At 24.8% G+C, this 24,417-nt stretch carries 24 protein-coding genes and 1 tRNA gene; 12 read left to right on the forward strand and 13 right to left on the reverse strand.

Translation table 4 applies throughout. The features are described from left to right. The first annotated feature begins 5 nt into the window (after positions 1–5). Entirely contained in the window at positions 6–1,835 is a 1,830-nt protein-coding gene (pepF, locus tag MMOB_RS01080; protein ID WP_011264719.1) for an oligoendopeptidase F, read from the forward strand. A gap of 21 nt (positions 1,836–1,856) precedes the next feature. On the opposite strand, the gene MMOB_RS01085 is transcribed toward pepF, so the two are convergent. Further along, a complete protein-coding gene (locus MMOB_RS01085) occupies positions 1,857–2,657 on the reverse strand; it encodes an alpha/beta fold hydrolase (RefSeq protein WP_011264720.1) in 801 nt (266 codons plus the stop codon). A 69-nt stretch (positions 2,658–2,726) separates the two neighbouring features. Between MMOB_RS01085 and MMOB_RS01090 the strand changes: the two genes are divergently transcribed. The 6 genes from MMOB_RS01090 to MMOB_RS01115 all read left to right on the forward strand — a co-directional run bounded on the left by MMOB_RS01090 (position 2,727) and on the right by MMOB_RS01115 (position 11,310). Continuing rightward, positions 2,727–3,407 (forward strand): acetolactate decarboxylase, encoded by a 681-nt coding sequence (locus tag MMOB_RS01090; RefSeq protein ID WP_011264721.1) that lies wholly within the window; start codon positions 2,727–2,729, stop codon positions 3,405–3,407. Positions 3,408–3,450: 43 nt separating this feature from the next. Continuing rightward, on the forward strand, positions 3,451–6,348 hold the full coding sequence (locus MMOB_RS01095) for a lysylphosphatidylglycerol synthase domain-containing protein (RefSeq protein ID WP_011264722.1): 2,898 nt from the start codon (positions 3,451–3,453) through the stop codon (positions 6,346–6,348). A gap of 43 nt (positions 6,349–6,391) precedes the next feature. Then, complete coding sequence (locus tag MMOB_RS01100) at positions 6,392–7,279, forward strand: ROK family protein (protein ID WP_011264723.1); 888 nt, start codon at positions 6,392–6,394, stop codon at positions 7,277–7,279. A 200-nt stretch (positions 7,280–7,479) separates the two neighbouring features. Beyond that, complete coding sequence (locus tag MMOB_RS01105) at positions 7,480–8,946, forward strand: MFS transporter (RefSeq protein ID WP_011264724.1); 1,467 nt, start codon at positions 7,480–7,482, stop codon at positions 8,944–8,946. A gap of 9 nt (positions 8,947–8,955) precedes the next feature. Next, the gene (locus MMOB_RS01110; RefSeq protein WP_011264725.1) at positions 8,956–9,666 is read left to right on the forward strand and encodes a glycerophosphodiester phosphodiesterase family protein; all 711 of its coding nucleotides are present in this window, start codon (positions 8,956–8,958) and stop codon (positions 9,664–9,666) included. A 48-nt stretch (positions 9,667–9,714) separates the two neighbouring features. Beyond that, positions 9,715–11,310: an APC family permease gene (locus tag MMOB_RS01115; RefSeq protein ID WP_011264726.1), complete on the forward strand. Its 1,596-nt coding sequence runs from the start codon at positions 9,715–9,717 to the stop codon at positions 11,308–11,310. A 260-nt stretch (positions 11,311–11,570) separates the two neighbouring features. On the opposite strand, the gene atpC is transcribed toward MMOB_RS01115, so the two are convergent. The 10 genes from atpC to MMOB_RS01165 are packed head-to-tail and all read right to left on the reverse strand — an operon-like array spanning position 11,571 to position 18,689. After that, positions 11,571–11,996: an ATP synthase F1 subunit epsilon gene (atpC, locus tag MMOB_RS01125; protein WP_011264727.1), complete on the reverse strand. Its 426-nt coding sequence runs from the start codon at positions 11,994–11,996 to the stop codon at positions 11,571–11,573. Beyond that, the gene (gene atpD / locus MMOB_RS01130; protein ID WP_011264728.1) at positions 11,983–13,395 is read right to left on the reverse strand and encodes a F0F1 ATP synthase subunit beta; all 1,413 of its coding nucleotides are present in this window, start codon (positions 13,393–13,395) and stop codon (positions 11,983–11,985) included. The genes atpC and atpD overlap by 14 nt, the downstream gene beginning before the upstream one ends. A gap of 15 nt (positions 13,396–13,410) precedes the next feature. Further along, positions 13,411–14,271, reverse strand: coding sequence for an ATP synthase F1 subunit gamma (gene atpG / locus MMOB_RS01135; RefSeq protein WP_011264729.1), 861 nt, complete (start codon positions 14,269–14,271; stop codon positions 13,411–13,413). Positions 14,272–14,273: 2 nt separating this feature from the next. Then, positions 14,274–14,396, reverse strand: coding sequence for a hypothetical protein (locus MMOB_RS03700; RefSeq protein ID WP_011264730.1), 123 nt, complete (start codon positions 14,394–14,396; stop codon positions 14,274–14,276). A gap of 41 nt (positions 14,397–14,437) precedes the next feature. Next, complete coding sequence (gene atpA / locus MMOB_RS01140) at positions 14,438–16,009, reverse strand: F0F1 ATP synthase subunit alpha (RefSeq protein WP_011264731.1); 1,572 nt, start codon at positions 16,007–16,009, stop codon at positions 14,438–14,440. A 1-nt stretch (position 16,010) separates the two neighbouring features. Continuing rightward, the gene (locus tag MMOB_RS01145) at positions 16,011–16,553 is read right to left on the reverse strand and encodes a F0F1 ATP synthase subunit delta (protein WP_011264732.1); all 543 of its coding nucleotides are present in this window, start codon (positions 16,551–16,553) and stop codon (positions 16,011–16,013) included. After that, positions 16,537–17,091 carry an ATP synthase F0 subunit B gene (locus tag MMOB_RS01150; RefSeq protein WP_011264733.1) on the reverse strand — a complete coding sequence of 185 codons (555 nt, stop codon included), beginning with the start codon at positions 17,089–17,091 and terminating at the stop codon, positions 16,537–16,539. The genes MMOB_RS01145 and MMOB_RS01150 overlap by 17 nt, the downstream gene beginning before the upstream one ends. Positions 17,092–17,106: 15 nt before the next feature. Further along, entirely contained in the window at positions 17,107–17,406 is a 300-nt protein-coding gene (atpE, locus tag MMOB_RS01155) for an ATP synthase F0 subunit C (RefSeq protein WP_011264734.1), read from the reverse strand. 19 nt (positions 17,407–17,425) lie between these two features. Beyond that, a complete protein-coding gene (locus tag MMOB_RS01160) occupies positions 17,426–18,217 on the reverse strand; it encodes a F0F1 ATP synthase subunit A (protein WP_156768864.1) in 792 nt (263 codons plus the stop codon). After that, positions 18,207–18,689 (reverse strand): hypothetical protein, encoded by a 483-nt coding sequence (locus MMOB_RS01165; protein ID WP_011264736.1) that lies wholly within the window; start codon positions 18,687–18,689, stop codon positions 18,207–18,209. Before MMOB_RS01165 ends, MMOB_RS01160 begins: the two co-directional genes overlap by 11 nt. A 112-nt stretch (positions 18,690–18,801) precedes the next feature. On the opposite strand from MMOB_RS01165, the gene MMOB_RS03505 reads away from it, so the two are divergent. Genes MMOB_RS03505 through MMOB_RS01185 form a run of 4 tightly spaced genes read left to right on the forward strand, consistent with a single transcriptional unit; the run spans position 18,802 to position 20,911 of the window. Beyond that, the gene (locus MMOB_RS03505) at positions 18,802–19,149 is read left to right on the forward strand and encodes an MG284/MPN403 family protein (protein ID WP_011264737.1); all 348 of its coding nucleotides are present in this window, start codon (positions 18,802–18,804) and stop codon (positions 19,147–19,149) included. After that, the gene (locus tag MMOB_RS01175; protein WP_011264738.1) at positions 19,139–20,260 is read left to right on the forward strand and encodes an MHO_1580 family protein; all 1,122 of its coding nucleotides are present in this window, start codon (positions 19,139–19,141) and stop codon (positions 20,258–20,260) included. The genes MMOB_RS03505 and MMOB_RS01175 overlap by 11 nt, the downstream gene beginning before the upstream one ends. Next, the gene (locus MMOB_RS01180; RefSeq protein WP_041362825.1) at positions 20,250–20,654 is read left to right on the forward strand and encodes an MHO_1590 family protein; all 405 of its coding nucleotides are present in this window, start codon (positions 20,250–20,252) and stop codon (positions 20,652–20,654) included. The genes MMOB_RS01175 and MMOB_RS01180 overlap by 11 nt, the downstream gene beginning before the upstream one ends. Before the next feature lie 17 nt (positions 20,655–20,671). After that, the gene (locus MMOB_RS01185) at positions 20,672–20,911 is read left to right on the forward strand and encodes a phosphopantetheine-binding protein (protein WP_011264740.1); all 240 of its coding nucleotides are present in this window, start codon (positions 20,672–20,674) and stop codon (positions 20,909–20,911) included. A gap of 21 nt (positions 20,912–20,932) precedes the next feature. On the opposite strand, the gene MMOB_RS01190 is transcribed toward MMOB_RS01185, so the two are convergent. Then, positions 20,933–21,008: transfer RNA gene (locus tag MMOB_RS01190), tRNA-Trp, on the reverse strand. A 60-nt stretch (positions 21,009–21,068) separates the two neighbouring features. Beyond that, positions 21,069–22,004: a formate/nitrite transporter family protein gene (locus tag MMOB_RS01195; protein WP_011264741.1), complete on the reverse strand. Its 936-nt coding sequence runs from the start codon at positions 22,002–22,004 to the stop codon at positions 21,069–21,071. A 585-nt stretch (positions 22,005–22,589) separates the two neighbouring features. Between MMOB_RS01195 and MMOB_RS01205 the strand changes: the two genes are divergently transcribed. Further along, entirely contained in the window at positions 22,590–24,326 is a 1,737-nt protein-coding gene (locus tag MMOB_RS01205) for an APC family permease (protein WP_011264742.1), read from the forward strand. The last annotated feature ends 91 nt before the right edge of the window (positions 24,327–24,417 follow it).

Genomic DNA, 24,417 nt, shown 5'->3' on the forward strand with positions numbered 1-24,417 from the left:
TTATTATGGAAATAAAAAATTACAAAAAATATGAGGATGTTCCAAAAGAATATCGTTTTGATTTAGAAGTCCTTTTAGAAGGTAAAAAAATTGAAAATCTTTTAGAAACATTTTTTGTAAAATATGAAGAATTAATCACAGAAAAAGACTCAAAATATGAATCAATTGAATCTTATGTAAAAAATATAGAAAAAAGCGAAAAAGCTTCTATTTTATTCAATAAAATTAGCAACTATATTTCTAATAATATTTCGACAAATTTTGTCAATCCAAAATTTAATAAAATGTATCAAGAATTACAATTCAAATTTTATGAACTGAATAAAAAATTAGGAAACGAAGAAAATAGAATTTTTAAAAATGAAAGTAAATTGAGAAATTGATTAAAAGATAAAAGATTAAAAAACCATCAAAAGTCATTAGAATTTATTTTAGAGTCTAAAAAACATAAATTAGAAGATGAAATTGAAGAATTTTTGACCAAAACATCTAGAGCAGACATAAATGCAGATGAGGTTTTTTCAATTTTAAATAATAGCGAATTAGATTATGGATTTGCAATTTCTAAAGATGGCAAAAAGACAAAAATTTCAGTTGCAAATCGTGCAAAACTTTTGAAAAATAGTGATGAATCAATTAGAAAAACAACAACAATAAATTGATTAAATGCATCAATAAAACATAAACAAACATTTGCCAATCTTTTGTTTCAACACTTTAAAAATGTATCAACTTGAGCTCAATTAAGAAATTATCCATCTGCAGTTGAATCAATCATTCAAGAAGATAAAGCAGATATTATATTACTTGAAACTTTATATTCACAAGTTCAAAAAGCAATACCTATTTTCCAAAAATATGATTTTTGAAAGAAAAAATTTTTTAAAAAAAACTTTAACAAAAAAATGGAAAGATGAGATCACCAACTTCCATTAGTAAAAGTTAAAAATGAATATTCAGTAAAAGAAGCAAATGAATTAGTAATTAAAGCAGTTGAACCATTTGGAAAAGAATATTTAGATAAAGTAAAAGAAGCATTTAATTCAAATTGAGTAGATTATATGCCAGTTGAAAATAAAAGAAGTGGCGCATATTCAATTGGCCAAAGTTTCGGATTAGATAAAAAATATATTCTAATGAATTTTGATGGATCTTTAAGAAGTGTTGCAACTTTAGCTCATGAAATGGGTCACTCTCTACATTCATATTTTTCTGATAAATATCAACCTTATTCATTAAGTTCTTATCCAATTTTTTTAGCAGAAATAGCTTCTATTTTTAATGAATTAATGTTACAAGATTATCTATTAAAGCAAAATCCAAGTGATAAATTTAAATTTTCTCTTTTGAGTAATTCAATTGAAGATTTTGAAGCAACTGTTAGAAGACAAACAATGTGATCTAATTATGAATTTGATTTATATAATGCAATTGATAAAGGAGAACCAAAAAGCAATTTTGAAGCAATTAGTGAAGTATATCGTAATAATGCTTTGAAATATAGTTTGGATAAAACAGTAAAATATAAAGAAGATCATGAATTAATTGCTTCTGTAATTGTGCCACACTTTTACTATGACTTTTATGTTTATAAATATGCAATAGGTTATATTGTAGCCAATGTTTTTTTTCAAAGATACAAAAAACATGGAAAAGAAAAACTTCAAGAATATATTGATAAATTTTTAAAATCTGGTGGAAGAGATTGACCAATTCTAATTTTGAAAGATGCTGGAGTTGATTTATATGATGAAAAAATCTATCAAGAAGCATTTGTTGTTCTTGAAAAAAAAATCGATGAATATATAAAAATTGGAAAAAAATTATGAAAATAAGCCTTTTGGCTTATTTTTAAATTAAATTAAATATTTTTTCAAAATGGTTCAATAAGCCTTCTCATTTTCGATAAAAGCCAAATGGGAAATATTTTCTATTATTTCTCATTTGGCATTTTTTAAAACTTGACTTAAAATTTCATAGCTTTTTTCAAAAGGAACAATTTCATCTTTATTTCCAAAAATAATAATTGTCCTAGTTTCAATTACTCTCATTTTTTGTTGCGTTAAATTCATAGCTTTAGATCAAATTTTAAATTCTAACATAACACTTAGATCTTGAACAGTGTTTGATTGTTGTTTTTTGAACTCGTAATTCACTCACTGATTTAATTCGTTTTCATGTTCTTTAAATTTAAACTTATAAATCATGCTTTTAAACACATCCTTTAAATCATTTACATCCTTTGAAATCATTTTTTCTATAATTTTTTTATTTTCTAAAACACTTAAATTTGCCGGTCCTTCTAAAATTAAAATCCTGATTTTTGTTCCTAAATTTGCTGCTACAATTGAAGCAATCGCCCCTCCCATTGAATGACCTATAATTATCAAATTATCCTCAATTTGATATTTTTTTATAAAATCTAAAACTAATTCGGAAAAGTATTTAACTCTTAGTTTATTTTTCGGAAAATTGTTTGAATTGCCATGATTAGGAAAATCTATTCCATACCAATTGTACATATTAAATTTTTCAAAAGTCTTTTCCCTACTCAAAAATTTACTAGTAAATCCATGAATAAATAAAATATTATTGTTATATTCATTGTTTTTTATTATGTACTCTGCTATTCCATTTTCATTTAAAAATTGGTTCATAGAAAAATTATAATATTAAATTTACGATTTTATTTTATAATTTATTTATAAGCAATTACTAGGAGTTTTATGAATAAAAAAACATTATATCAAGCAAATACTTTTGCAACAATTCAAAATAAACACTACAAAGGAGATATGTCTCTTTTAGAAGTTTTAAAAAAAGGTAAATTTGGAGTTGGGACTTTTAATTATACAGATGGAGAATTTATTTTAAAAGATGGCATTCCTTATTTAGCAGATACAAATATGAATTTAGTAAAACCAAGTGAAAAACTATTTTTACCATTATATAGTGTAGGGGATATCAATAATAGTCAAAAAAGTTATAAACTTTCAAGTTCAATGAAAATGAAAGATTTTTTACTTTTTTTAGAAAATCAATTGAATTTGAAAAATTATCCTGCTCTTTTAAATATTGAAGTTAGTTTAGAAAGCGCTTTATTAAGAAGTATTAAAAAACAAGAAGAACCTTTTTTAAATTTTATTGATAGTCTGAAAAAGTATGAAGTAAGAAAAGAACTTAAAAATCTTGAAGGTTCATTAATTGGAGTTTGATACCCTAAACACTTACAACCCATTAATAATTCAGGTTTTCATTTTCATTTTATTGACAAAACAAACAAAATAGGTGGTCATTTACTTGATTTTGAAATTAAACCAAACATTAAAATTGCTTTTGAAGAAAAAACAAATCTTGTTGTAGAATTTTCAGAAAATGAAGATTTGAAAAATTTAACTATTATTTAATTCCTTTTTGAATTCTTTTAATGCTAAAATATTTTAAGGAAATATGGAATTTAAAAATATTTATAATAAATGAAACTCTTTTAAAACAAAAGATCCAATATTTAAAAAATCTTTACTAAAAATTAGTGATCAAAAACTTTTTAGTGAAGCTTTTTCATCTTCTTTGAAAATTCATAATTCTCGAATTGTTGCAAAAATGGGAGCCAATACAAATCACTTAAATGAATTCACTATTACAGCAATTGCAGAAAGTTATGCAAATTTTATAAAACAGCTACCCAATTTTCAAAACAAAGGTATTATTATTAATTATGATAATCGAATTAATTCTGAATTATATGCAAAAACATTTGCCCATGTATTAAATTCAAATGGTGTATCTGCATTTTTTTTTAATAACAAATCTTCTACTCCGATAGAATTTTTGCCCTTTACAATAAAAAAATATCAACTTGAAGGCGGGGTTAATGTTTCAAGTTCAAAAAATTATAAAGGAATTAATGGACTATTATTTTATAAACAAGATGCTTTTTTATTAACAAGCGAAGATGAAGAAAAAATTCAAGAAAATTTAAAATCAACAATTTATTTGTCAAATCCTGAAGAAGTTCAAGAATATAAAATAAAGTATTTAGATTTTGAAATCGAAAATGAAATTGTTAATTTTTACAAAAGTCATTACAAGAGTAATTTAGAAAAAAAAATAAGAATTCAATTTAGTAGTTTGTATGGTACTTCAGAAATATTTAGTAAAATTTTAGGACAAATTGGTTTTGATGTAAATTTTGTAAAATCAGAGTCAGAAAATGCAAAAAAAGTTAATCCTTGACAAAATTTAAAAAGAAAATCTTATTCGAGTTCAAATCCAAAAAGTTTAAATCGTGCAATCTTAAAAGCAAGACTTACAAATAGGAATTTTTGTGTAGCAATAAATCCTGATGGGTCCAAATTTTCTATTGCTATAAAACACAAAAAGAGATTTAAATATCTTAAATCTTCTGAATTAGCAGCAATATATCTTAAATATGTTTTAGAAGATAGAAAAATTAAAGATCTTAATTTTAAAAATTTAAATATTGTTAAATCTTTCGGGACAAGTTCTTTAATTAATAAAATAGCAAGAAAACATGATATTAATGTTATTGAAACATTCCATGATCTTAAAATAGATGAGAAAACAAAAGTTTTACTTGCTTTAGATGAAGATTTTGGTTTTTATGATTATAAGAGCAATTCAAATTTTAAAGATGCTTTTTCAATAATTATAACTTTAGTGGAAGCTGCTAATTTTTATTTAAATACTCAATCAAAAGATTTTTTTGAAATTTTACAAGAGATAGAAAAAGAATATAATGTGCATAGAATTAGTTCTAAAAAAAGTATTATTTCTAATAATAAGGCAAAAAGATTTTTTACAAGACTCGAAAATGCAACATACTTAGGAAAGAAAAAGATTGTAAATAAATATAGTTATATAGAAAATATTTCAAATGGTCAAAAACAGATACTTATTTTAAAATTAATTGATTTTAGTACAATAACTGTAGAATATAGTTCTGGTGATAAAATATTAAAATTATTTGTAGAAGTTATAGGTAAAAAAGAAGAATTATTAATGGATGTTGTTATAAATGAAAGACAAATTTATAATGACATAAAAGAATTTAACGAAGTAGATGAGAGTAAAAAAATTGGAAAAAAAGATATTTTTAGATACTCTATTTTTATTTCCATTTTTATTTTAATTTTTGTTTTTTTATTTCAAACAATTTATAGTTTGAATGGGAATCCTTCAGAAATTTTTAACCAAATTTCAAATATTTTATTACCGAATAAGGCTAATTTATACTTTTATGTTGCTCTTGTTTTATTTTCTGTTTTAGATATTAGTATTAGATCTTTTTCTCTTAAGAGAATGCTTCTTATTTTAGGACAAAAAGTAAAATTTAAGGATCTTTTTATAGGTGCTTATTTAGGAATTGCTCTTACAAATATCACTCCTCTTCCAGGTGGTGGTGGAGATGTAATAACTTATTGATATTTAAGAAGAAGAGGAGTTGAAAGATCTTCTTTATATGCTTCAATTTTAATGGGATCTATTCTTTATTCTTCTACTGTTGTTATAATGACTGTAATTTTTCTACCTATAGGAATAACTTTTTATGCAAAAGTTTTTGAAAATCCAGATCCTGCAACTATAACTTTAATCATTTTTCTTTCAATAGGAACTTTATTTGATATTTTTAGTGCATCAATGATTACTTTAATTTCAGTAAATAAAAAATTACAAGAGTGAATAGTAAGAACTTCAATTAAATTTTTAGAATGAATTCCTTTTGTTACTATAAGCGATCCTGGTAGTGTTGCTAGTAAATTTCAATATGAATTTAGTGAAATTAGAAAAGGAATAAAAATGCTCACAAGAAAAAAGCGATATCTTTTTGAACAATTAGGATTTTATTTTATTCCTTGATTTATTTCTTCAGGCTCAACTTTAGGTGCAACAATTTTTCAAAATTCTGGAAGAATTATTCCGAATCTTCCTGCTGGTACATATTTTAATCTTTTAAGTGGGTCATCCTTATTAAGGGCTGCTAATTCAGTTTCTATAACACCAGGCGGGACAGGAACAATTGATTTATTTACAACAAGAATTTTTGAATTTATTTTTATCCCTACAAACAATTCTATTAGCAATTCAGCAGTTTTTTCACTTATGGATAGATTAATTAATTTAATTACTCCAACAATTCTTTCCTTTTTGTTAATAATAACAATTTATTTTGGTGAAAGACGTGTTGATAAGTGGAATAAGAAAAATCATAATAATTTTTTAAAAGGTAAATTAGTAATAGCAAAAAGAACAAGATTTTATAAAATTGCAACTTTAATTTGAATTTTAGGCATTGTTTCTATTTTAATAATAATAGGATTTATTTAGTTTATTAATTATAATTAATGCAATATAAAAATTTAGGAGAAATATGAAAATAGGATCAATTGATATTGGTGGAACAAATGCAAGAATTGCAATTTTTGAAAATGATGTTATTATAAGGAAATTTAAATTTCCTACAGATATTAATAGCCCAGAAATTTCTTTAAAACCAATTATTGAAAAAATAAATGAAGAAAATTTAGAATATATTGCCCTTTGTGTTCCTGGGCCTACAGATTATAAAAATGGAATAGTTTTATACCCTCCAACAATGCCAGGATGATGAAACTTTAAACTAAAAGAATATTTAAATAAAAATACTAGAATTAAAGATTCTATTTTTGAAAATGATGCAAATGCTATGGCCATGGCAGTTCATCGTGAATTTAATCAAACATTTAATGATGTTACACAATTTTTTACAATAAGCACAGGACTTGGAGCAGGGCTCGTTATTAAAGATGAAGTTTTTATTGGTGTAAATCATGCTGCTCAAGAAATCAATTCTTTACCAGCATCTTTTATTAAAGAATCAGGCGGAAATAACTCAATGGGTGGTGTTGAATTATTCTCATCAGGATCAGGTTTAGAAAACCGTGCTAAAAGAAGAAATTACAATTGAAAAGCAAAAGAAATGTTTGAACTTTATGATAAAAATGTTTTAGCAAAAAGATTAATCGATGAAGGAATTGAAACTCTTGCTAATTTAATTGCTATTTCTTTGGCGATGTTAAATCCGAGTCAAATTGTTTTTGGAGGAACTGTTGCATTAAAAAATAAATGATATGTTGAAGCTGCTATAAAACAAGCAAAAAGTAGAAGTTTAGCAATTCAGTATGATAATGTAAAATTTAGATTTACTTCTTATGAAGATGATACTGCTTTATATGGTTTATATCACATTGTAAAAAACAAATTTACTATTAAAAATTAGTTTTTGAAACAAACTTACACATTTATGGTTTGTTTTTTTATTTAAATAAAAAAACAAAAATTCATTTTTATTCAATTATTGCTTAAGAATCTTCATTTTTATTAAGTGTTTAGTATTTAGTTACTTTTTTTGTTCAATTTAACAATCTTTTTTGAATAATCACAGTATAATTATTATATAACAAAAAATAAGGAACAATCATGTTTTCAAAATTAAAAAAAATTGCTAATAAAATAGGAAAAAAAGGACTAGTAGCTTTAATAATTTTAGCAGCTGTAGATGTATTTGTTATTGCTGCTCCATATTATTTAAGAAATATTTTTCCAAATCTTAATGTTAGTATGCATGTTACAACTAATGATATAGCTATTTTTACAGCAATTATAGGTTGAGTAACATTAATCACTCAATTGCCTGGTGGTTGGTTAGCTGATAAAATTAGTAGTAAAAAATTAACAGCATTAGCCTCGCTTACAACAGGACTTTTGACTATTTGATGAGCTATTTTAATTTTAACAGGTAGACCTGAAATATCAGGGATAGAAAATCAAGTTGAGACAGTTATAAAAGCACAACAATCTATTTTATGACAATATTATATTATTTATGTAGGTTGAGGCATTAGTTCAACATTAATTTTTTGAACTCCTCTTTGAAAACTTGTTTCACAACAAGCTAAAAAAGAAGATCAAGGCTTAGCTTATGGGATTCAAGGTGCTTCTAATGGAATTATTGGACTTTTCTTAGTATTTTTAGCAGGACTATTAGCAACTTTTTTAGGAACTTCAGTAGTTCAAGGAGGAATTGGTTTTGAACCTGCTTTTGCAATATTTGTTTTTTTAATTGCAGGATATTTAATTGCTTTAAGTGTAATGGTACTTTTTTGAGTTCCTGAATATACAACAAAGGAAAAATTTGCAATTGATTTTAAAATATTTTTTGCAGTTATGAAAAATCCCCGGATTTGACTAAATTCATTTTTTGTAATGGGAATGTATATGTTTCAATCAGTTTTTGCTTTTTATTTGCTTCAATTTATAAGAACTTTAGGTGCAGATGCAGGAGTAACAAGTGCAATTCCTACATTAGCTATAATTCTTATTGTTATTGGAGGATTAAGAACTTATGCTTTTAGATTCTTAGTATCAGCTCCAGTAGGTCATTATGCAGATAAAGCAAAATCATATATATATATACTAGTTATTGCTTTGGGTTTAGGATTTATTGTTACTGGTGTCTTTTTACTTGTACCTGGATTTGTTCCATTTAATGAATTGAGCTTAACATTAAGAATAGTTATCATTGCAATATTGATTGTTTTATTTAGCATTGCAGGAATTCTATCATGAGTAATGGTTACTTTAAGGTATGCAACAATTGGAGAATTACCAATTCCTAAAAAATCTTATGCTTCAACAACAGCTTTAATTTCATTTGTAGCATTTAGTCCAGATGCTTGATTCTATACCATTGCTGGAGGAATAGGTTCTCGATTTGAAGTAGAAGGTAGATTAAATCAAGAAGGCCTAACTATCATTTTAGGATTTGCTATTGGTGTTGCTATTTTTGGATGGTTATGTGGTGTCATTTTATTTATTTGAAACAAAATTGAACTAAAAAAACTAGGAAAAACAAATTACCGTTGAAGAGAACTTCAAAATACTTAGGATGAAATAATGAATGAAAAACTAATTTTAGCTCATAGAGGATTTTCTTCTATTAGCCCAGAAAATACAAAGTTAAGCTTTGATTTAGCATATCTTTTTGGATTTGATGGTGTTGAACTAGATGTTCATTTAACAAAAGATAAAAAACTTGTGATTATCCATGATGAAAATACAATTAGAACATCTAAAATAAATTCTATAATCAGTAAATCTAATTTAATTGACTTAGAAAAACAAGATATGGGGGCTTTTTGAAAATTAAAATTACCCAATCAAAAAATTTTAACTTTAGAAGAGTTTTTACATCTTTATATAGACAAATTTAAAATAATTAATATTGAAATAAAAACAGATGTAGAACATTATGTTGATATTGAAAAAATTATTTATCAAGTTATTTTACCTTTTAAAGATAAATGAGATAAATTAGTATTTAGTTCTTTTAATTTTGAATCTTTAGAAATTTTGAATCAAATGGATAAAAATATTCAACTTGCTTTTCTTTGATGGACAAAAGGACAATTTAATAAAATAGATCCAGAAAAATTTAAATTTATAAAGTATTTCAATCCATGAATAGAAATTTATTTTAAAGATATAGAAAAATATGATTCTTTTTCTAAAAAATATATGTTTTGAACAATAAAAAGTTCCAAATCTTTTAAAAAATTTCAAAAAATGGAAAAAGCTTTTTGCCTAATTTCTAATTACTTATATTAAATTAAAAGATAAATTTAATTTTTTATTTTAATATATAATATTTTAATTATGAATCAATCTAGTTTTAAAAAAACATCTAAAATAAAAGACAATAAATTTACAAATAAACAATATTTTTTCTATGCAATAAATCATATTATTGGTTTTGGTTTTATAGCAACAATTTCAGGGGTGTTAAATCTTGGAAGTTTTGGTATTTTGGTTTTTGCAATAGCAGCCTTTATTTCGTTTGTTGTAGCTTTAGTATTTTCAAGAGCAGCTCAAGCTTTCCCAGATACTGTAGGCGGATCTTATGCTTATGCAAAAAAAGCATTTGGAAGAAAAATGGCTTTTTTAAATGGTTGAAATCAATATATGCAAGGTCCTTTACTTTCTGCTTCAGCGCCATTATTTTTAGCAAATATTTTAATTTCTTTTGATCCAGATAATGTAATAATTTATTCTTCTGTTTCTATTTTAATTTTTGTTTTGCTAAATATTATTGCAACATTAGGTATTAATTTTTCGAAAAAATTTCTTTTTTCTTTTGCTTCAATTAAATGAGCAATTATTGCAATAGCTTTTTTTATAGTCATTGTGATTGCATTTATAAATAGAAGTTTTGCAGAAAATATCCAAACAACTAGAGCAGTGGGTGCTGCAGTAATTTTTGGAAGTGTAGTTTCATTTTTATTTGCTTTTGGTGGTTTTGGAGCAATTACAGCAATTTCTAAAGATACTAAAACTCAAAATTTTAGAAAATTATTAATGTTTGTTTTTTATATTGTTTTGATTTTTTACTTTCTTTTTTATATTTTCTTTTTAGGAATAAATACAAGCCCTTTAATCAACTCAGATCCTTTTGCAAGAATTTATATCATTGCTTTTGGAACAACAGGATTAGTTTTATTTACAATAGGTTTATTTTTTAATCAATCTTCTGCAAGAATTAGTGCAACTATAGCAATAGGTAGAGGTTTATCACCTTTAGCAGCTGATGGCTTTTTTCCTCATTATTTAAGTAAAAAAAATTCTAAAAATGAATATAAAAATGCGATTTATTTTTCAGCAACACTATCAATTATTTCAATGATTTTTTTAAATATTATTCCAAGGGTTCTTAATTTACAAGATTCTTTTAATAATATTCTTCAAATTGGAACACTAGGTTTTTTACTTCAATATATTCTTACAACTTGAACAGTTTTAGTTTTAAAATATAAAAAACTTATTAATAAAATCCCTTTATGAGAGTTATTGGTCTATTATTTAGGTTTAATAATAATGATTACTGTTTTCGTTGTTGTGTTAATTCCGCCAACAGTTGGAGCTCCTTGAACTTTAGCAGAAACAATAAAAACTCCAACTTTTATTTTTGCTTTATCTTTAGGTTTTGTTGTTTGATATTTTACAAGTCTTGATAAAAAAAGAGCAAAAAAATATCACTTAAAAGGATTTAATTCTGCTTTAAATTATAATTTCCAGATTCCTAAATACAACACTTTTAAAATTTGAAATTTATTTCTAGTTATTTTAATGAATCTTTTACTACCAGTTTTAGGAACAATAATCTATTTATTTATAGTTTATGACAAAAAAAGAATGCATAATTTTTATTTACAAGGAATTGAAAATAAATCTCTAGATTTTTATTCAGAATCATAAATTAAAAACTAGATGAAATTTCATCTAGTTTTTAAAAAATAATTAAATACTAATACTTAAGTTGGCGAATCCTGCTAAAAATTGATTAAGTAAAAAACCAAATAGTAATCCAATTAAAACAGAAAAAAAATAATAAATTCAAATTCAATTTCTTTTGCCATTCATCAATTTTTCTCATGCTAAGTCTTTTAAAACAAATAAGCTTATAAAAATAGAAATAAGATAAATTGTGATTGTTAAAATTATTTGAACAATACTCATTAGAAGGTATCTGAATTATTTTTAACATTTATTCTATTATTAGCTTTTTCTATTTTTAGATTATATTCTTCAATTTTACTTTTACTTAAATTGGGTTTTTTTAGTTTTTGCTCTATAATTTCTTTTCCTTTTTTAGCTCTTTCTAAATCAATGTCTTCTTTAAATTCGATAGCATCAGTAATAATTTTAATTTCATTTTTATCAATAAAAGCAATCCCACCAGAAATTGCACATATTTTTAAATCTTTGCTATTAATTTGATTAATAAATAATTTAGAAGGTTTAATTGATGCAATTAATGATTGAGAATCTTTTTGAATTCCTATATAGCCTTCAGTTGTTTTGAGAGTAACAATTTCAACATCATCATTGAAAAAATATCCTTGAGGTGTTGTGATAATTAATTTTGTCTTATTTTTCGACATGATCACCTTTATAATTTTTCAAGTGTTTTTGTTTTGCTTCTTCAATAGTGCCTACATATAGAAAAGCACTTTCATCTAAATCATCATATTTACCATCTAAAATATCTCTAAAACTTCTTAATGTATCACTTAATTTAACAAAAGTTCCTTTAATTCCACTAAATTTTTCAGCAACATGGAAAGGTTGGCTTAAAAAGTTTCTAATTTTTCTTGCACGATAAACAATATTTTTATCTTCATCGCTCAATTCATCCATACCTAAAATAGCAATGATATCTTGTAATTCCTTGAATTTTTGTAAAATTCTTTGAACTTCCCTTGCTATTTTGTAATGTTCTTCTCCTACAATATCAGCACTTAGCATTCTTGAAGCGCTTGCTAAAGGATCAATAGCAGGATAAATTCCTAAGGAAGCAATATTTCTATCTAAGACAGTTTGTGCATCTAAGTGAATAAAAGTTGTTGCAGGAGCAGGATCTGTTAAATCATCAGCAGGCACATATACTGCTTGAATACTTGTAATAGAACCTTTTCTTGTCGAGGTAATTCTTTCTTGTAATTGTCCCATTTCTGTTGCTAAAGTAGGTTGATATCCAACTGCAGAAGGCATTCTTCCTAGTAAAGCAGAAACTTCACTTCCAGCTTGAGTAAATCTGAAAATGTTGTCAATAAATAGTAAAACATCTTGATTTAATTCATCTCTAAAATATTCTGCCATTGTAAGACCGCTTAGCGCAACACGCATTCTTGCGCCAGGAGGCTCATTCATTTGACCAAAAACTAAAGCGGTTTTATCTAAAACTCCAGAAGCTTTCATTTCATAATATAAATCATTTCCCTCACGAGTTCTTTCGCCGACACCAGCAAAAACAGATAGACCACCATGATGTACAGCAATGTTATTAATTAACTCTTGAACAAGAACTGTTTTACCAACTCCTGCTCCACCAAAAAGCCCAATTTTCCCACCTTTGACATATGGAACAAGTAAATCAATAACTTTTATTCCTGTTTCAAGAATTTCTGAAGTCGCAGTTTGTTCTTCATAAGAAGGAGCTTTTCTATGTATTGATCATTTTTCTGTATTTGGATCAATACTTTGATTATCAATATTTTCTCCAATAACATTAAACATATGTGAAAGAACATTTTTCCCTACAGGAACACTAATTGGTGCTTCAGTATCAATTACTTCAAGATTTCTAACTAAGCCTTCAGTGCTACTCATAGCAATAGTTCTAACAACATCATTCCCAATATGTTGAGCAACTTCTAAAGTTATTTTAGTTTTTTCAAATTCTATTGTAAGAGCATTAAGTAATTTAGGCAGTTGATTTTCATTGAATTTAACATCAACAATTGGACCTAATATTTGAATTATTTTACCTTTGTTTTTCATAATTTATACTCCTTATTAAATTTCAGTTTCAGAACCTGCAACAATTTCTGTAATTTCTTGTGTAATTTTACTTTGTCTAATTGTGTTTAGTTCAATTTTCAATTGATCCCCAAGTTCATCAGCATTTTTTGTTGCATTTTCCATAGCAATTCTTCTACTTGAAACTTCACTAACATGACTCTCAAGCACACAACTATATAATAAAGAACTAAAATACAATGGAATAGCTTTTTGAAAAATTGTAATTGGATCTGGTTCAAATTCCAAATTAGAAAAAGTTGCTTCATTTATGTTTTTTTCGCTTTTTAAAATAGGAAGAGCATGTTTTATTGTGGGTAAATATGTGAATGCATTCACATATTTTGTATATACAATTTTTATGCTTTTGTAATCTCCACTTTTAAACATTGAAAGAATTTTTTCAGAAATTTTTTTAATGTTTTTATAGTTTGTTGAAATCTCTTTTACTTTATCTAAATTAGTGATTTGAGTTTTGAATTTTCCAAGAAAAAGAAGTCCCTTTTTACCAATTAAAAATAATTTATCTTTTGATTTGATTTCTTTTTTAATTTCTTTTGCAATACTAGAATTATATGCTCCACAAAGACCTAAATCACTATTAATTACTATATATAAAATAGAATTTGTATTATTTTCCTTGTCAAATTTCATTTGTTTTTTTAAAAATATTTGTTCTGTTTTACTAGCAAGATTATCAAAAATATCTTGAATAATTTGAAAATATTCTTTATTAGAAAAGAAACTTTCTTTAGCTCTTCTTATTTTGCTTGCAGCAACTAATTCCATAGCTTTTGTAATTTTTCTTGTCACTTTAACAGATTTTAATCTTGAAGAAAGTTTTTGTAATTCAGCCATTATTATTTATCGCTTTTCACTTTGCTATCTTTTTCTAAAAGTTCTAAGGTTTTTTGCATTTTTTCTATTTTTTTCTTTTCTTTTCTTATTTGCATTTTCATTTTTATTTCTTCAAAAAAACTCATGATATCTCCTTTTTTAATTTCTAATATTAAGAAATTTATTTCTATTTTTTATTAATAAACTGAACATCATTATTCTGTCCATTATCTATAATTATGTCATTTTCTAAAATAAATTTTTTAACAAAAGATTTTATTGAATAAATTAATTTTTCTTTGATATCATTATTTATTTTTTCTTTTTCAATTATTGGCCTTAATGCTATTATTTCAGAATTATTTTTAATAAATTTAATCAATTCTGAACGATATTTTCTAATTTTTTCAACTGGAATTTGAGATATTAATTTTTCCTTAATAGCAAGTAAAATAATTGCTTGGTAAAATTGAGAAATTGGTGAATACTGAGATTGTTTTAAAATTTCATATATTTTTTGACCATGTTTCAAAATATTTGTTGTAGTTTCATCTAAATCACTTCCAAATTGTGCAAATGCTTTCACTTCATTATATTGAGCTAATTCTAATTTTAATGAAGAAGCAAAACTCTTAATAGCAGGAATTTGTGCAGCACTACCAACACGACTAACACTAAAACCAATATCAATTGCAGGTCTTTGGCCACTTTTAAAAAGAGACTCAATTGTGAAAATTTGACCATCAGTGATTGAGATAATATTTGTTGGGATATATGCTGAAATATCTCCACTTTGTGTTTCGACAATTGGTAAGGCTGTAATTGATCCACCTCCAAATTCTTTTGTTACTCTTGCAGCTCTTTCTAAAAGCTGTGAGTGTAAATAAAATACATCTCCTGGAAATGCTTCTCGACCAGGAGGTCTTCTTAACAGTAATGATAAGGTACGATAAGCAATAGCATGTTTTGATAAATCATCATAAACTATTAAAACATCTTTTCCGTTTGCCATTCATTCCTCAGCAATTGTAACTCCTGTATAAGGAGCAATATATTGTAGTGGAGCCAATTCGCTAGCGCTAGAATTGATAACTGTAGTGTATTTCATTGCATCATGATCTTTTAATTTTTGAACTATTTGTGCAATCGAAGAATTTTTTTGTCCTATTGCTACATAAATACATAAAACATCTTTATCTTTTTGATTAATAATTGTATCCATAGCAATTGCAGTTTTACCTGTTTGTCGATCACCTATAATTAATTCTCTTTGACCTCTACCGATCGGGATCATACTATCAATTGTAATAATACCAGTATCTAAAGGAACATTTACTTCTTTTCTTGTCATAACCCCAGGAGCTATTTGGAAAATTTTTCTAGTTTTTGTTGAAGTAATTTGCCCTAAACCATCAATTGGTTCTCCAAGTCCATTTAATACTCTTCCAATTAGTTGATCTCCCACTTTTACCGAAATAACTTTACCTGTTCTCCTTACTTTTTGGCCTTCAATTAAATCATTTGAACCATCCATAATCGCAACACCAACCGCATATTCTTCTAGATTTAAAACAAGTCCATAATTTTCATTTTCAAAAACTACCAACTCTCCTAGACGGGCATTTTCTAAACCACTAACATAAGCAATTCCATCTCCAACAGTAAGAATTTCACCAATTTCTTTTTTATCTGATGTGACATTAAAATCTTTAATTTGTTGTTTAATTATTGAAGAAATATCACTTGCTTTTATAGACATATTATTGCTCCTTTTCTAGAATTGATTTTTGCAACTCTTTTATATTATTTTTAATAGAATTTTCATGAATAGTATTTTCAATTTCAATTCTTATACCTTTAATTAACGTTGTATCTATTAAATTTAACATTTCAACTTTTTTACTTAGTTTATCTGAATAAAATTTTTCTAAATTTGAAATAATTTTTTCATCTAATTTTTTAGAAGAATAAATTTTTCCATAACTAATATTTAATTTTTTAGAAGCTATATCTAAAAAAATTTTCAATATTGATTTAATGTAAATAAATAAATTATTTGTAATTATTAGTTTTAAAAAGTTATTAATATTTACCGTAAAATGATTAGTAAAAATATTTTCTAAAATTTTTAATTTTTTTTCAAGCTGAATTTCTTTGGAACTTAACAATTTAACCAAATCTTCGTTTTCATTAATTATTTCATTTAATTTTTTAACTTCTTGAAAATATTGTTCCAATTTCAATTCTTCATTTGCAATTTCAAATAAAGCTAAAGCATAACCTTTATTATTTTGTGATATCATTTTTTAACAAATTTTCTAAAAATTTAGAATCCTCTAATTTTACATCTGATTCAGATAGAATTTTTTTAGTCATTTCCCCAGCAATTTCAACAATTTCTTTTTTAGATTCTTTTGCAAATAATACTTTTTGTTGCCTAATATAAATTTTTGTTTCCTCTAAAAGTTGTTTTGATTTATCTTTTGCGTCTTTAATTGAATTATTTTTTATTTCTTCTGCAAGTATTTGAGCATCTTTGATTATTGTGTTCGCCTTAATTTTTGCATCTAAAATTTCAATATTCGATTTTTCTAATAATTCATTTGATTTTTCAACTTGTTTAGTAGATTCATCAATATTATTTTGAATAAAATCTCTTCGATTTTTCATCATTTTCTTAACAGGTTTATAAATTAATTTTGTAAGAACAACTAAAAGAATTGTAAAAGAAACTAAAGTCGCTAGCATGATCGGTCATGAAGGAAAAATACCAGCAAATCTTTCTGATATGCTTTGTCCAATATTTTGAGTATTTGAACTAAAAATTCCTAATTCTAACATTAATAAATCCTATTTTTAGTAAACAAAAATTAATAAAATAGCAATGATTAAAGAATAGATAGCAGCTGTTTCAGCAATTCCCATACCAATAATCATCATTAATCTAATTTTTGCTTCAGCCTCAGGGTTTCTCCCAACAGCTTCTGCTGCTTTACCTGCACTAACACCTTGTCCAAGCCCTGTACCTAAGGCCCCAATCATTGCAAGTCCAGCTCCAACTGCAACTAAGCCATAACCAATTCCTGCTCCGTTATTTGAGCCAGCAGCATTAATAACTTCTTGTGGAAGTGCTAAATTTGTAATTAAATCATTCATTTTAACTCTCTTTCTTTTTTTAAACTAATTGTAGTTTTTTTTCATTTTCTAATGTTGTTTTACTTGCTATATCTTTTCTTAAAATTTTCTTCTTCTTTTTTTCCGGAATATCTGTTTCTAAAGTTCAAAATACCATTGTGAGTATTGTAAATAAATATGCTTGAATTAGACCACCAAATAAATCAAAGTAAAGATTTAATGCTGGCGCAAGCACAGCTCCAAGTAAATTTACTTGACCTATTATTGGAATAAAACCTCAAATATATCCTGTTACAAAATAAATAAGAAACAAAATTGTCGATCCGCCAATAATATTCCCAAAAATCCTAAACGACAAAGAAATTATTGGTGAAAATTCTCCTATTAAAATAAATGGAAGAGTAACTTTTAAATATTTTCTTAATTTTCTTCATTTTTGAAAAATAATTGCAATCACATATGTGCCTAATCAAGTGATTAATGCTAAAGTTAATGGAACTGAATAAGAAGTAGTAATTGGTTCTAAACCAAAAATTCCTAAAATATTTCCAACAACTAAAAAAGTAATTAAAGTAAAAATATATGGACCAACTTTGTCAATTTTACCACCTGTAATTGCTTGAAAATTATCATCAACAAAAGTCACATATTGTTCTGATAATAAAGCAACTCCATAAGGAGACTCATTAGGTTTTACCTTTTTAACTTTAAAATAAACAACAACACTAATAAGAATTAAGACAAGTGTTACAAAAATCAAACTTATCAATTGAGGTTGAATTCAATTATTTATTTGACTAAGCAATATGTTTTCTTCTGTATTATTTGCCATTTTTATTCCTTCCATTTAATTGATTTGAACTATTTTTCAATGATTTTTTTTGACTCACTATATTAATAATAAAAGTACTTATCATTATTAAACTCAACCCAAAAATACATGTAAATATATTTATTGGAGCCAATGCAATTTTTAAATTTCTATTTTGAAAAAATATAAAATTATTTGCAAAAGAATTTATAAATAAAATACCAATAATAATTAATCCTTGTAAAACAAAGAAAAAATTATAATATATAAAAACCCATTTAAATGCTTTTCTTTTTGTATTTAAAAAAGTAAAAAATCTTTTGTTAAAGCTAATTTTTAATCAAAAATTCAAATAAGATATTCCAGATCCGATTAAAAATCCTAAAACTCATGAGTAATTCAAAAAGCTAATTATTACAAAAATTGAAAAAAATAATCCAAAAAGAACCAAGGAAACTTTTAAGATACTCTTTAAAAAGTTTTCATTTTTCAAATTTTCTCCCGGGCAAAACTAATTGCCTAAAATAATTTTAATACAATTAATTTTATTTTAAAATAATTTCAAAAATTATTCAAATGTTGAGTTATTAAATAATGGAGGGAAAATGAACACAATTAAAACTAAGCAATTTTCTGAAGAAATAATAAAAATTCAAACTATTCCATTTAAAGATCGAAAAAAAATAATTTCAAATCTTTGTTTGTTTTATAAAAGTAATAAATTGAAGTCCAATTTAAAAAATGAAGAACTTGAAAAAACAGAATATGAAAATATTTCATTATTTGAAAAAATTCTTTTACTACTTACTAAAGAGCAAAGATATTTTATAAAAAAATCTTTTTTAGAAGATGAAAAATTTCATTGATCTAAAAGTTATTACTCAAAATCTACATTCTACAAAAAATTGCATGACTCAATAAACAATTTTCTATTTTTGATATATGTTAATTAATTTTAATCAAATAAATCAATCACAAATAGTAACTCAAGAATTCAAAATAAATTTAGCTTCTATTAATAATGGAATTTCAAGTGACATAGAAAAACAATCAATTGAAATAAAAAGATATTTAAAAGAAGACTTTTTTGCAATAAAAACCAATTTTATATCAAATTTAAACATTAAAAAATTTGTAGAAGGAATTCAAATAAACCAAAAAGAATGTGGAAATACTGAAATATTATCATATGACCAACAAAAAGGAATTACTTTCACACCTCAATATTTTAAAAATATGAAATTTAATGATGTCTCTAAAGTTGCTCATTATTTTAATACTATTAATTCTTTAAATGAAAGTAAATTGCATTTTCTTTCAACAATTTCTATTGAAATGCAAAATATAAAATCTTCTTTTCAAATTTTTGATGATCATATTCATTTTAAAATCCCTCGAATATTTAAATTAACATTTCAATCATCTCCAAATCAATTTGGTAAGAAATTATCCTTTTATAAATCTGAAATTTCATATCACAATATTATTTTTGTACCTCAAAAATGAAAAAGAAATATTTTTAATAGAGTAGTTTACAAAGTTTCAGTTTTTAATGATGATGATTCAAACATAGATAGGGATTTAAAAATTGTTTCTAAAAATTTAACAAATGTTCCGCTTGAAAATAGCAAATCATTAAAAACTGTGTTCAAAAAAATAGAATCTCAAGAGACCTACTTAGGTCATAAAATAAATGGGCAAATCGAAATAGAAGATGATACATTTGTTGAAAATAATCTTTTATATAAAGGTATAAGCAATAATTCTGGTCAAGGGTTGTTTATTTCAAATAGTTTCAATAAGGATTTTAATTCAATAATAGATATAGATTTAAATGGTTTAAAACAAGGAATTAGTTTAGGTTATCATCAAAATTTTAAAAGAGAGATTGAAATAAATGAAAAAACTTTGAAATTAATTGAAATATCCAATAATGAAGCAAGTTTAATAAAGATGGATTTTTTTCAATTACATAAAGATCTATTTGCGAAAATTATTCAAGGAAATTACGCTCTAGAAGAAATAAAAAAATTGAGTTTTGAGAAAAAAGAATATGAAAATTAAAAAAATATGAACTAAAATTAAGATTAATTGAAAGAATTATTTAATTTTCTTTTCCCCATTTTTAATTACTATTCCAGTTATTTCTTATTTTGTAATTACAAGTAATAAAAATGAAAATATCAAGATAATTAATTTTAAAAATCCTCTCTCTTTTCCTGAGATAAAAATAGAAAAATATAACAAATTTTTGAAGAAAAACTTAAATGGAGAATTAAAAATTGATGATAGTTTTTTGGTTCATATTATTAAAGATATTTTAGTAAAATTTTCAGAACATAATCTAGATTTAACATATGCTACAAAAATCGAATCTGAAAAACTTGCATTTATTTTTTTTAAATGAGATTATAAAAACCAAATTAATACAAAAAATTTCAAAATAGAACTTCAATAATATATAATTATTTTATTATGAAGAAAACAAGACAAGAAATACAAGAAATAATTTTCCAAGCATTAAAAAGTAAAAATGCATCATCTTTTGTAGAAGATTCAAAAATAAGTGAAATAGGTATCGATAGTTTAGATCTTGTAGAGCTAATTATTGAAAATGAAGAAAAATTTTTAGTACAAGTTTCAGATGATGAATTGACAAAATTAAAATCTGTTAAAGAAGTTATTGACTTGTTTGACAAAAAAATAAACAAATAAAATTCTAAAAAAATAAAAAAATGGCAGGAGTGATAGGTCTCGAACCCACAACATACGGGGTTGAAGCCCGTTGTTCTACCAATTGAACTACACTCCTACAATTCATACTCATTATACAAAAAAACAATTTTTTTAAATAAAAAATAAAGAAGTATCTTTATTTTTTATTTTCATCTTTTTTATCTGGATCTTCAGAATCTGTTAAATTTCCTGCATTATCTTTCATTCTTTGTTTTTCGCTTTTTGATCTAATTTTCACAACCGATAAATATGCATACGGTAATAAGATAGAACCTGCGAATCAATTACCTATTAAAGCTGGAATTAAATTAGAATGCAATGCTATAGAAGTTCAATCAATAAGTTTTTTACCATAATTTACGCTGTTATTTCCAATTGTTACAATCCCTCCAGCAATAATCGGATTATCACCATGCAATCACCCCATAGCAAATAGTATCGCATTAGCTACTACGTGTTGAAACCCTATAATTGCAAAAATTCATATTGGAAAGAAAATGATAAAGATTTTTCCAATTGACTGTGTTGTTGCTAGAGAAGCTCAAACTGTTCCTGCGACAATTATATTGCATAAAATAGCGGAAAATATAATAGTTCATCATTGAAAATCTATTTTTTTATCAATAATATATTTTAGAACAATCAATTGATTGTCATTAAAAATACTTCCTGCTCTAATTAAAATAGCAATTAAAAATCCACCAATAGTGTTACCAAGTAAAACATATCCTCATTTTCTAAGCAATGGAGAAAATTTTGTTTTCTTTGTGATGTAAGCAAGCATTGATAAATTATCGCTTGTAAAGAGACTTCCACCTAAAAAAACAATTAACATTAATCCTACAGGAAAGGTTGCGCTTGCCGCAACCACAACTGATCCATCAAAATGTACTGAATCAATTCCTATCAAATTCCCTTGAAATGCTGCAGCAACATATATGTAAGCGATGTATCCGATTCCAACATAAATTGATGCTAAAATTCCCAGAACAATAATTTTTCATCAATCCGCACTTGCTTTTTTCAATGCAAAATCCATTGCATTATCAAAATTTGATTTGTAATCAAGCATTTTTGCCTCTTTTTAAGTATTTTTAAGTTTAGAATCTAATAATTTTGTTATTAAAGACCTTAAAAATTATATTACTTTATTAAAAAAATAAAAAGAAAAAAACAATTAAATTAATGTATAATAACCAAATTATTAAAAGGAAATTATGAAAAATTCAAAAGGCATTTTTTTAAATTTGAAATTATTTTTTAGAAATATTTTTCATCTTAAAATTTTTAAGATTTTTCTCAAACATTTTTTTTCATTAGAAAAAAAATATACACTTTGAAAATTAAAAAAGATTTTAAAGAGTCACTACATTTGTTTTTTATTGATGAAAATTTAAAGCATAGATTTAAATTAATAAAATTATATTTTTAGCTATAGCAATATTATTTAAAAAGACAAGTGCTGCTTTAAAAACTTTAAGTTTTGATGATCATTACTAATATAATGAAGGCAAATTTAAATATTAAAAAATTTGCATAGTTAATTATTTAATAAAATTAAAGGAGTGCACTTCAAAGTGTAAAATGTAAATAGATTTTTAAAATTTATCAATAAATTCCCTTATTAAATAAGAGAAAAATAAAAATAGGAGCAAAAATGTTTTTTTCAAAAAATAAAAACTTAAAAAATAGAAATGAAATGAAAAATGTAAAAATTTCTAAAAAAATTGGGTTTTTGTCAGTTATTTTATTAACTATTGGCTCATCAATAGGTGCCGGAATTTTTTTTAAAAATAATGAAGTTGTAAGAAATGCTACTTTTTTAAACAATCCAACAGGAACAATTACATTAACAATTTTATCTTGAGTTATAGCTTCTATTAGTGTTATTGCTATGGCTTTGGCCCTTTTAGAGATAGTGAGTGCTCAAAAGGATGATAGAGGAATTGTTGGTTGGACAAAAATTTTTACTCATAAAGTTATATACAAATCATGTAAAAATTTCTTTGTATATTTATATATGCCATTTAATTATTTTGTGCTACCATACTATGCACTTCAATCATTCCAAAATGCAATAGGTTTTGATTGACCATGATTTGTTTATATGATTGTATCTTTTTTCATATCAACATGATTTATATTTATTTCAGGTTTATCTTCGAAAATTGGAAATATTCAAAACTGAATAATTACTTTAGTTAAGTTTTTACCTTTAATTTTTGCAATTTTAATAGGATATATTATTGTAGGGTTTCCATCAACAAGTGGAATATTTCCTTCATTGCCACCAAGTCCGACAGAGCAATTTCCTAATGCTTTATCAGGAAACCCTTTCAATGTTTTAAATCCTGGTTTAGGATTAATTCTTTCAATTCCTGCAATTTTCTTTGCTTTTGATGGATTTTATGTAGCAGCAGGAATTCAATCTCAAGTGAAAAATCCCAAAAGAACTTCTCTAGCTTTAGGAATTGGCTTAGCAATTACATCATTTGTTTATATGTTAATTACAATTTCGATTATAATTGTTTCAAATGGATTTGGTAATTTTGAATCTTCTGGAAATATTCAATCAAACGGAATTACTCAATGATTTTTTGAAAATAATGCCACTGCTGTACTAGTACTAATTAATTTTATTATTGGGTTTGGAATTCTAGGAATCATTAATGGTTTTTCAATGTATTCACCTCTTTTATATGAAGATTTAATCAGAGATAAAGAAATTCCATTTACAAGTAAATTTATTCATAAGTTGAATAAAAATAGGCCTTGAGTAGGAATTTGAGTTAGCTATATTATAGCTATGATTGTATTTATTGTGTTTAGTCTTGTTGGTTCTTTAACTTATTTTAATTCTAGCGAATATGGAGATACTCTAAATTTGGTTAGCTTAATTAGTTTTACAGGAACATGAACAGAAGTATTAAGTTCAACTACTTTAAAAGTTAATATTGATCCAGAAGTAAATAACTTATTTTCAATGGTAGATTTAATGGCGAATTGGGCTTCATTGTTTGCTTTTGTGTATATTGGAGCTGCAATAATAGGTGCTATAATAAATAGAAAAACAAAAAAAATAGAAGTGAAAAAATCAAAATTTTTCTTAATCGCAGCTTGAACTTCAGCAATTGTAGTTAATTTAGGAATGTTATTTGTTTTTATAGGTGCCTTTTCAAATTTAATAATGGTTGCTTTTAATTTTCAAAGTTATGTTATAAATAACGGATCCGCTCAAGCAACAATCATATTAAATGGTCAGGTCGCCAGATTTATAGTTTTAATGATTTTTATTGCGATTGCTTTTTTACCAATTTTTTGAGATAAGTATTCTGAGAAAAGGAATCAAATTGAAGAATCAGAACTTAAAATTATTAAGAAAAAGAAATGTTAGTTTAAATTTTTGCTTTTTGAATAGTTGCAAAATGACTATTTTATTTTTAAAGACTTTTTGTTATATATATTAATTAACTTATAATTAAAAT

Origin of the sequence: Mycoplasma mobile 163K (genome assembly GCF_000008365.1) — a bacterium.
Classification (GTDB): domain Bacteria; phylum Bacillota_I; class Bacilli_A; order Mycoplasmatales; family Metamycoplasmataceae; genus Mycoplasma_J; species Mycoplasma_J mobile.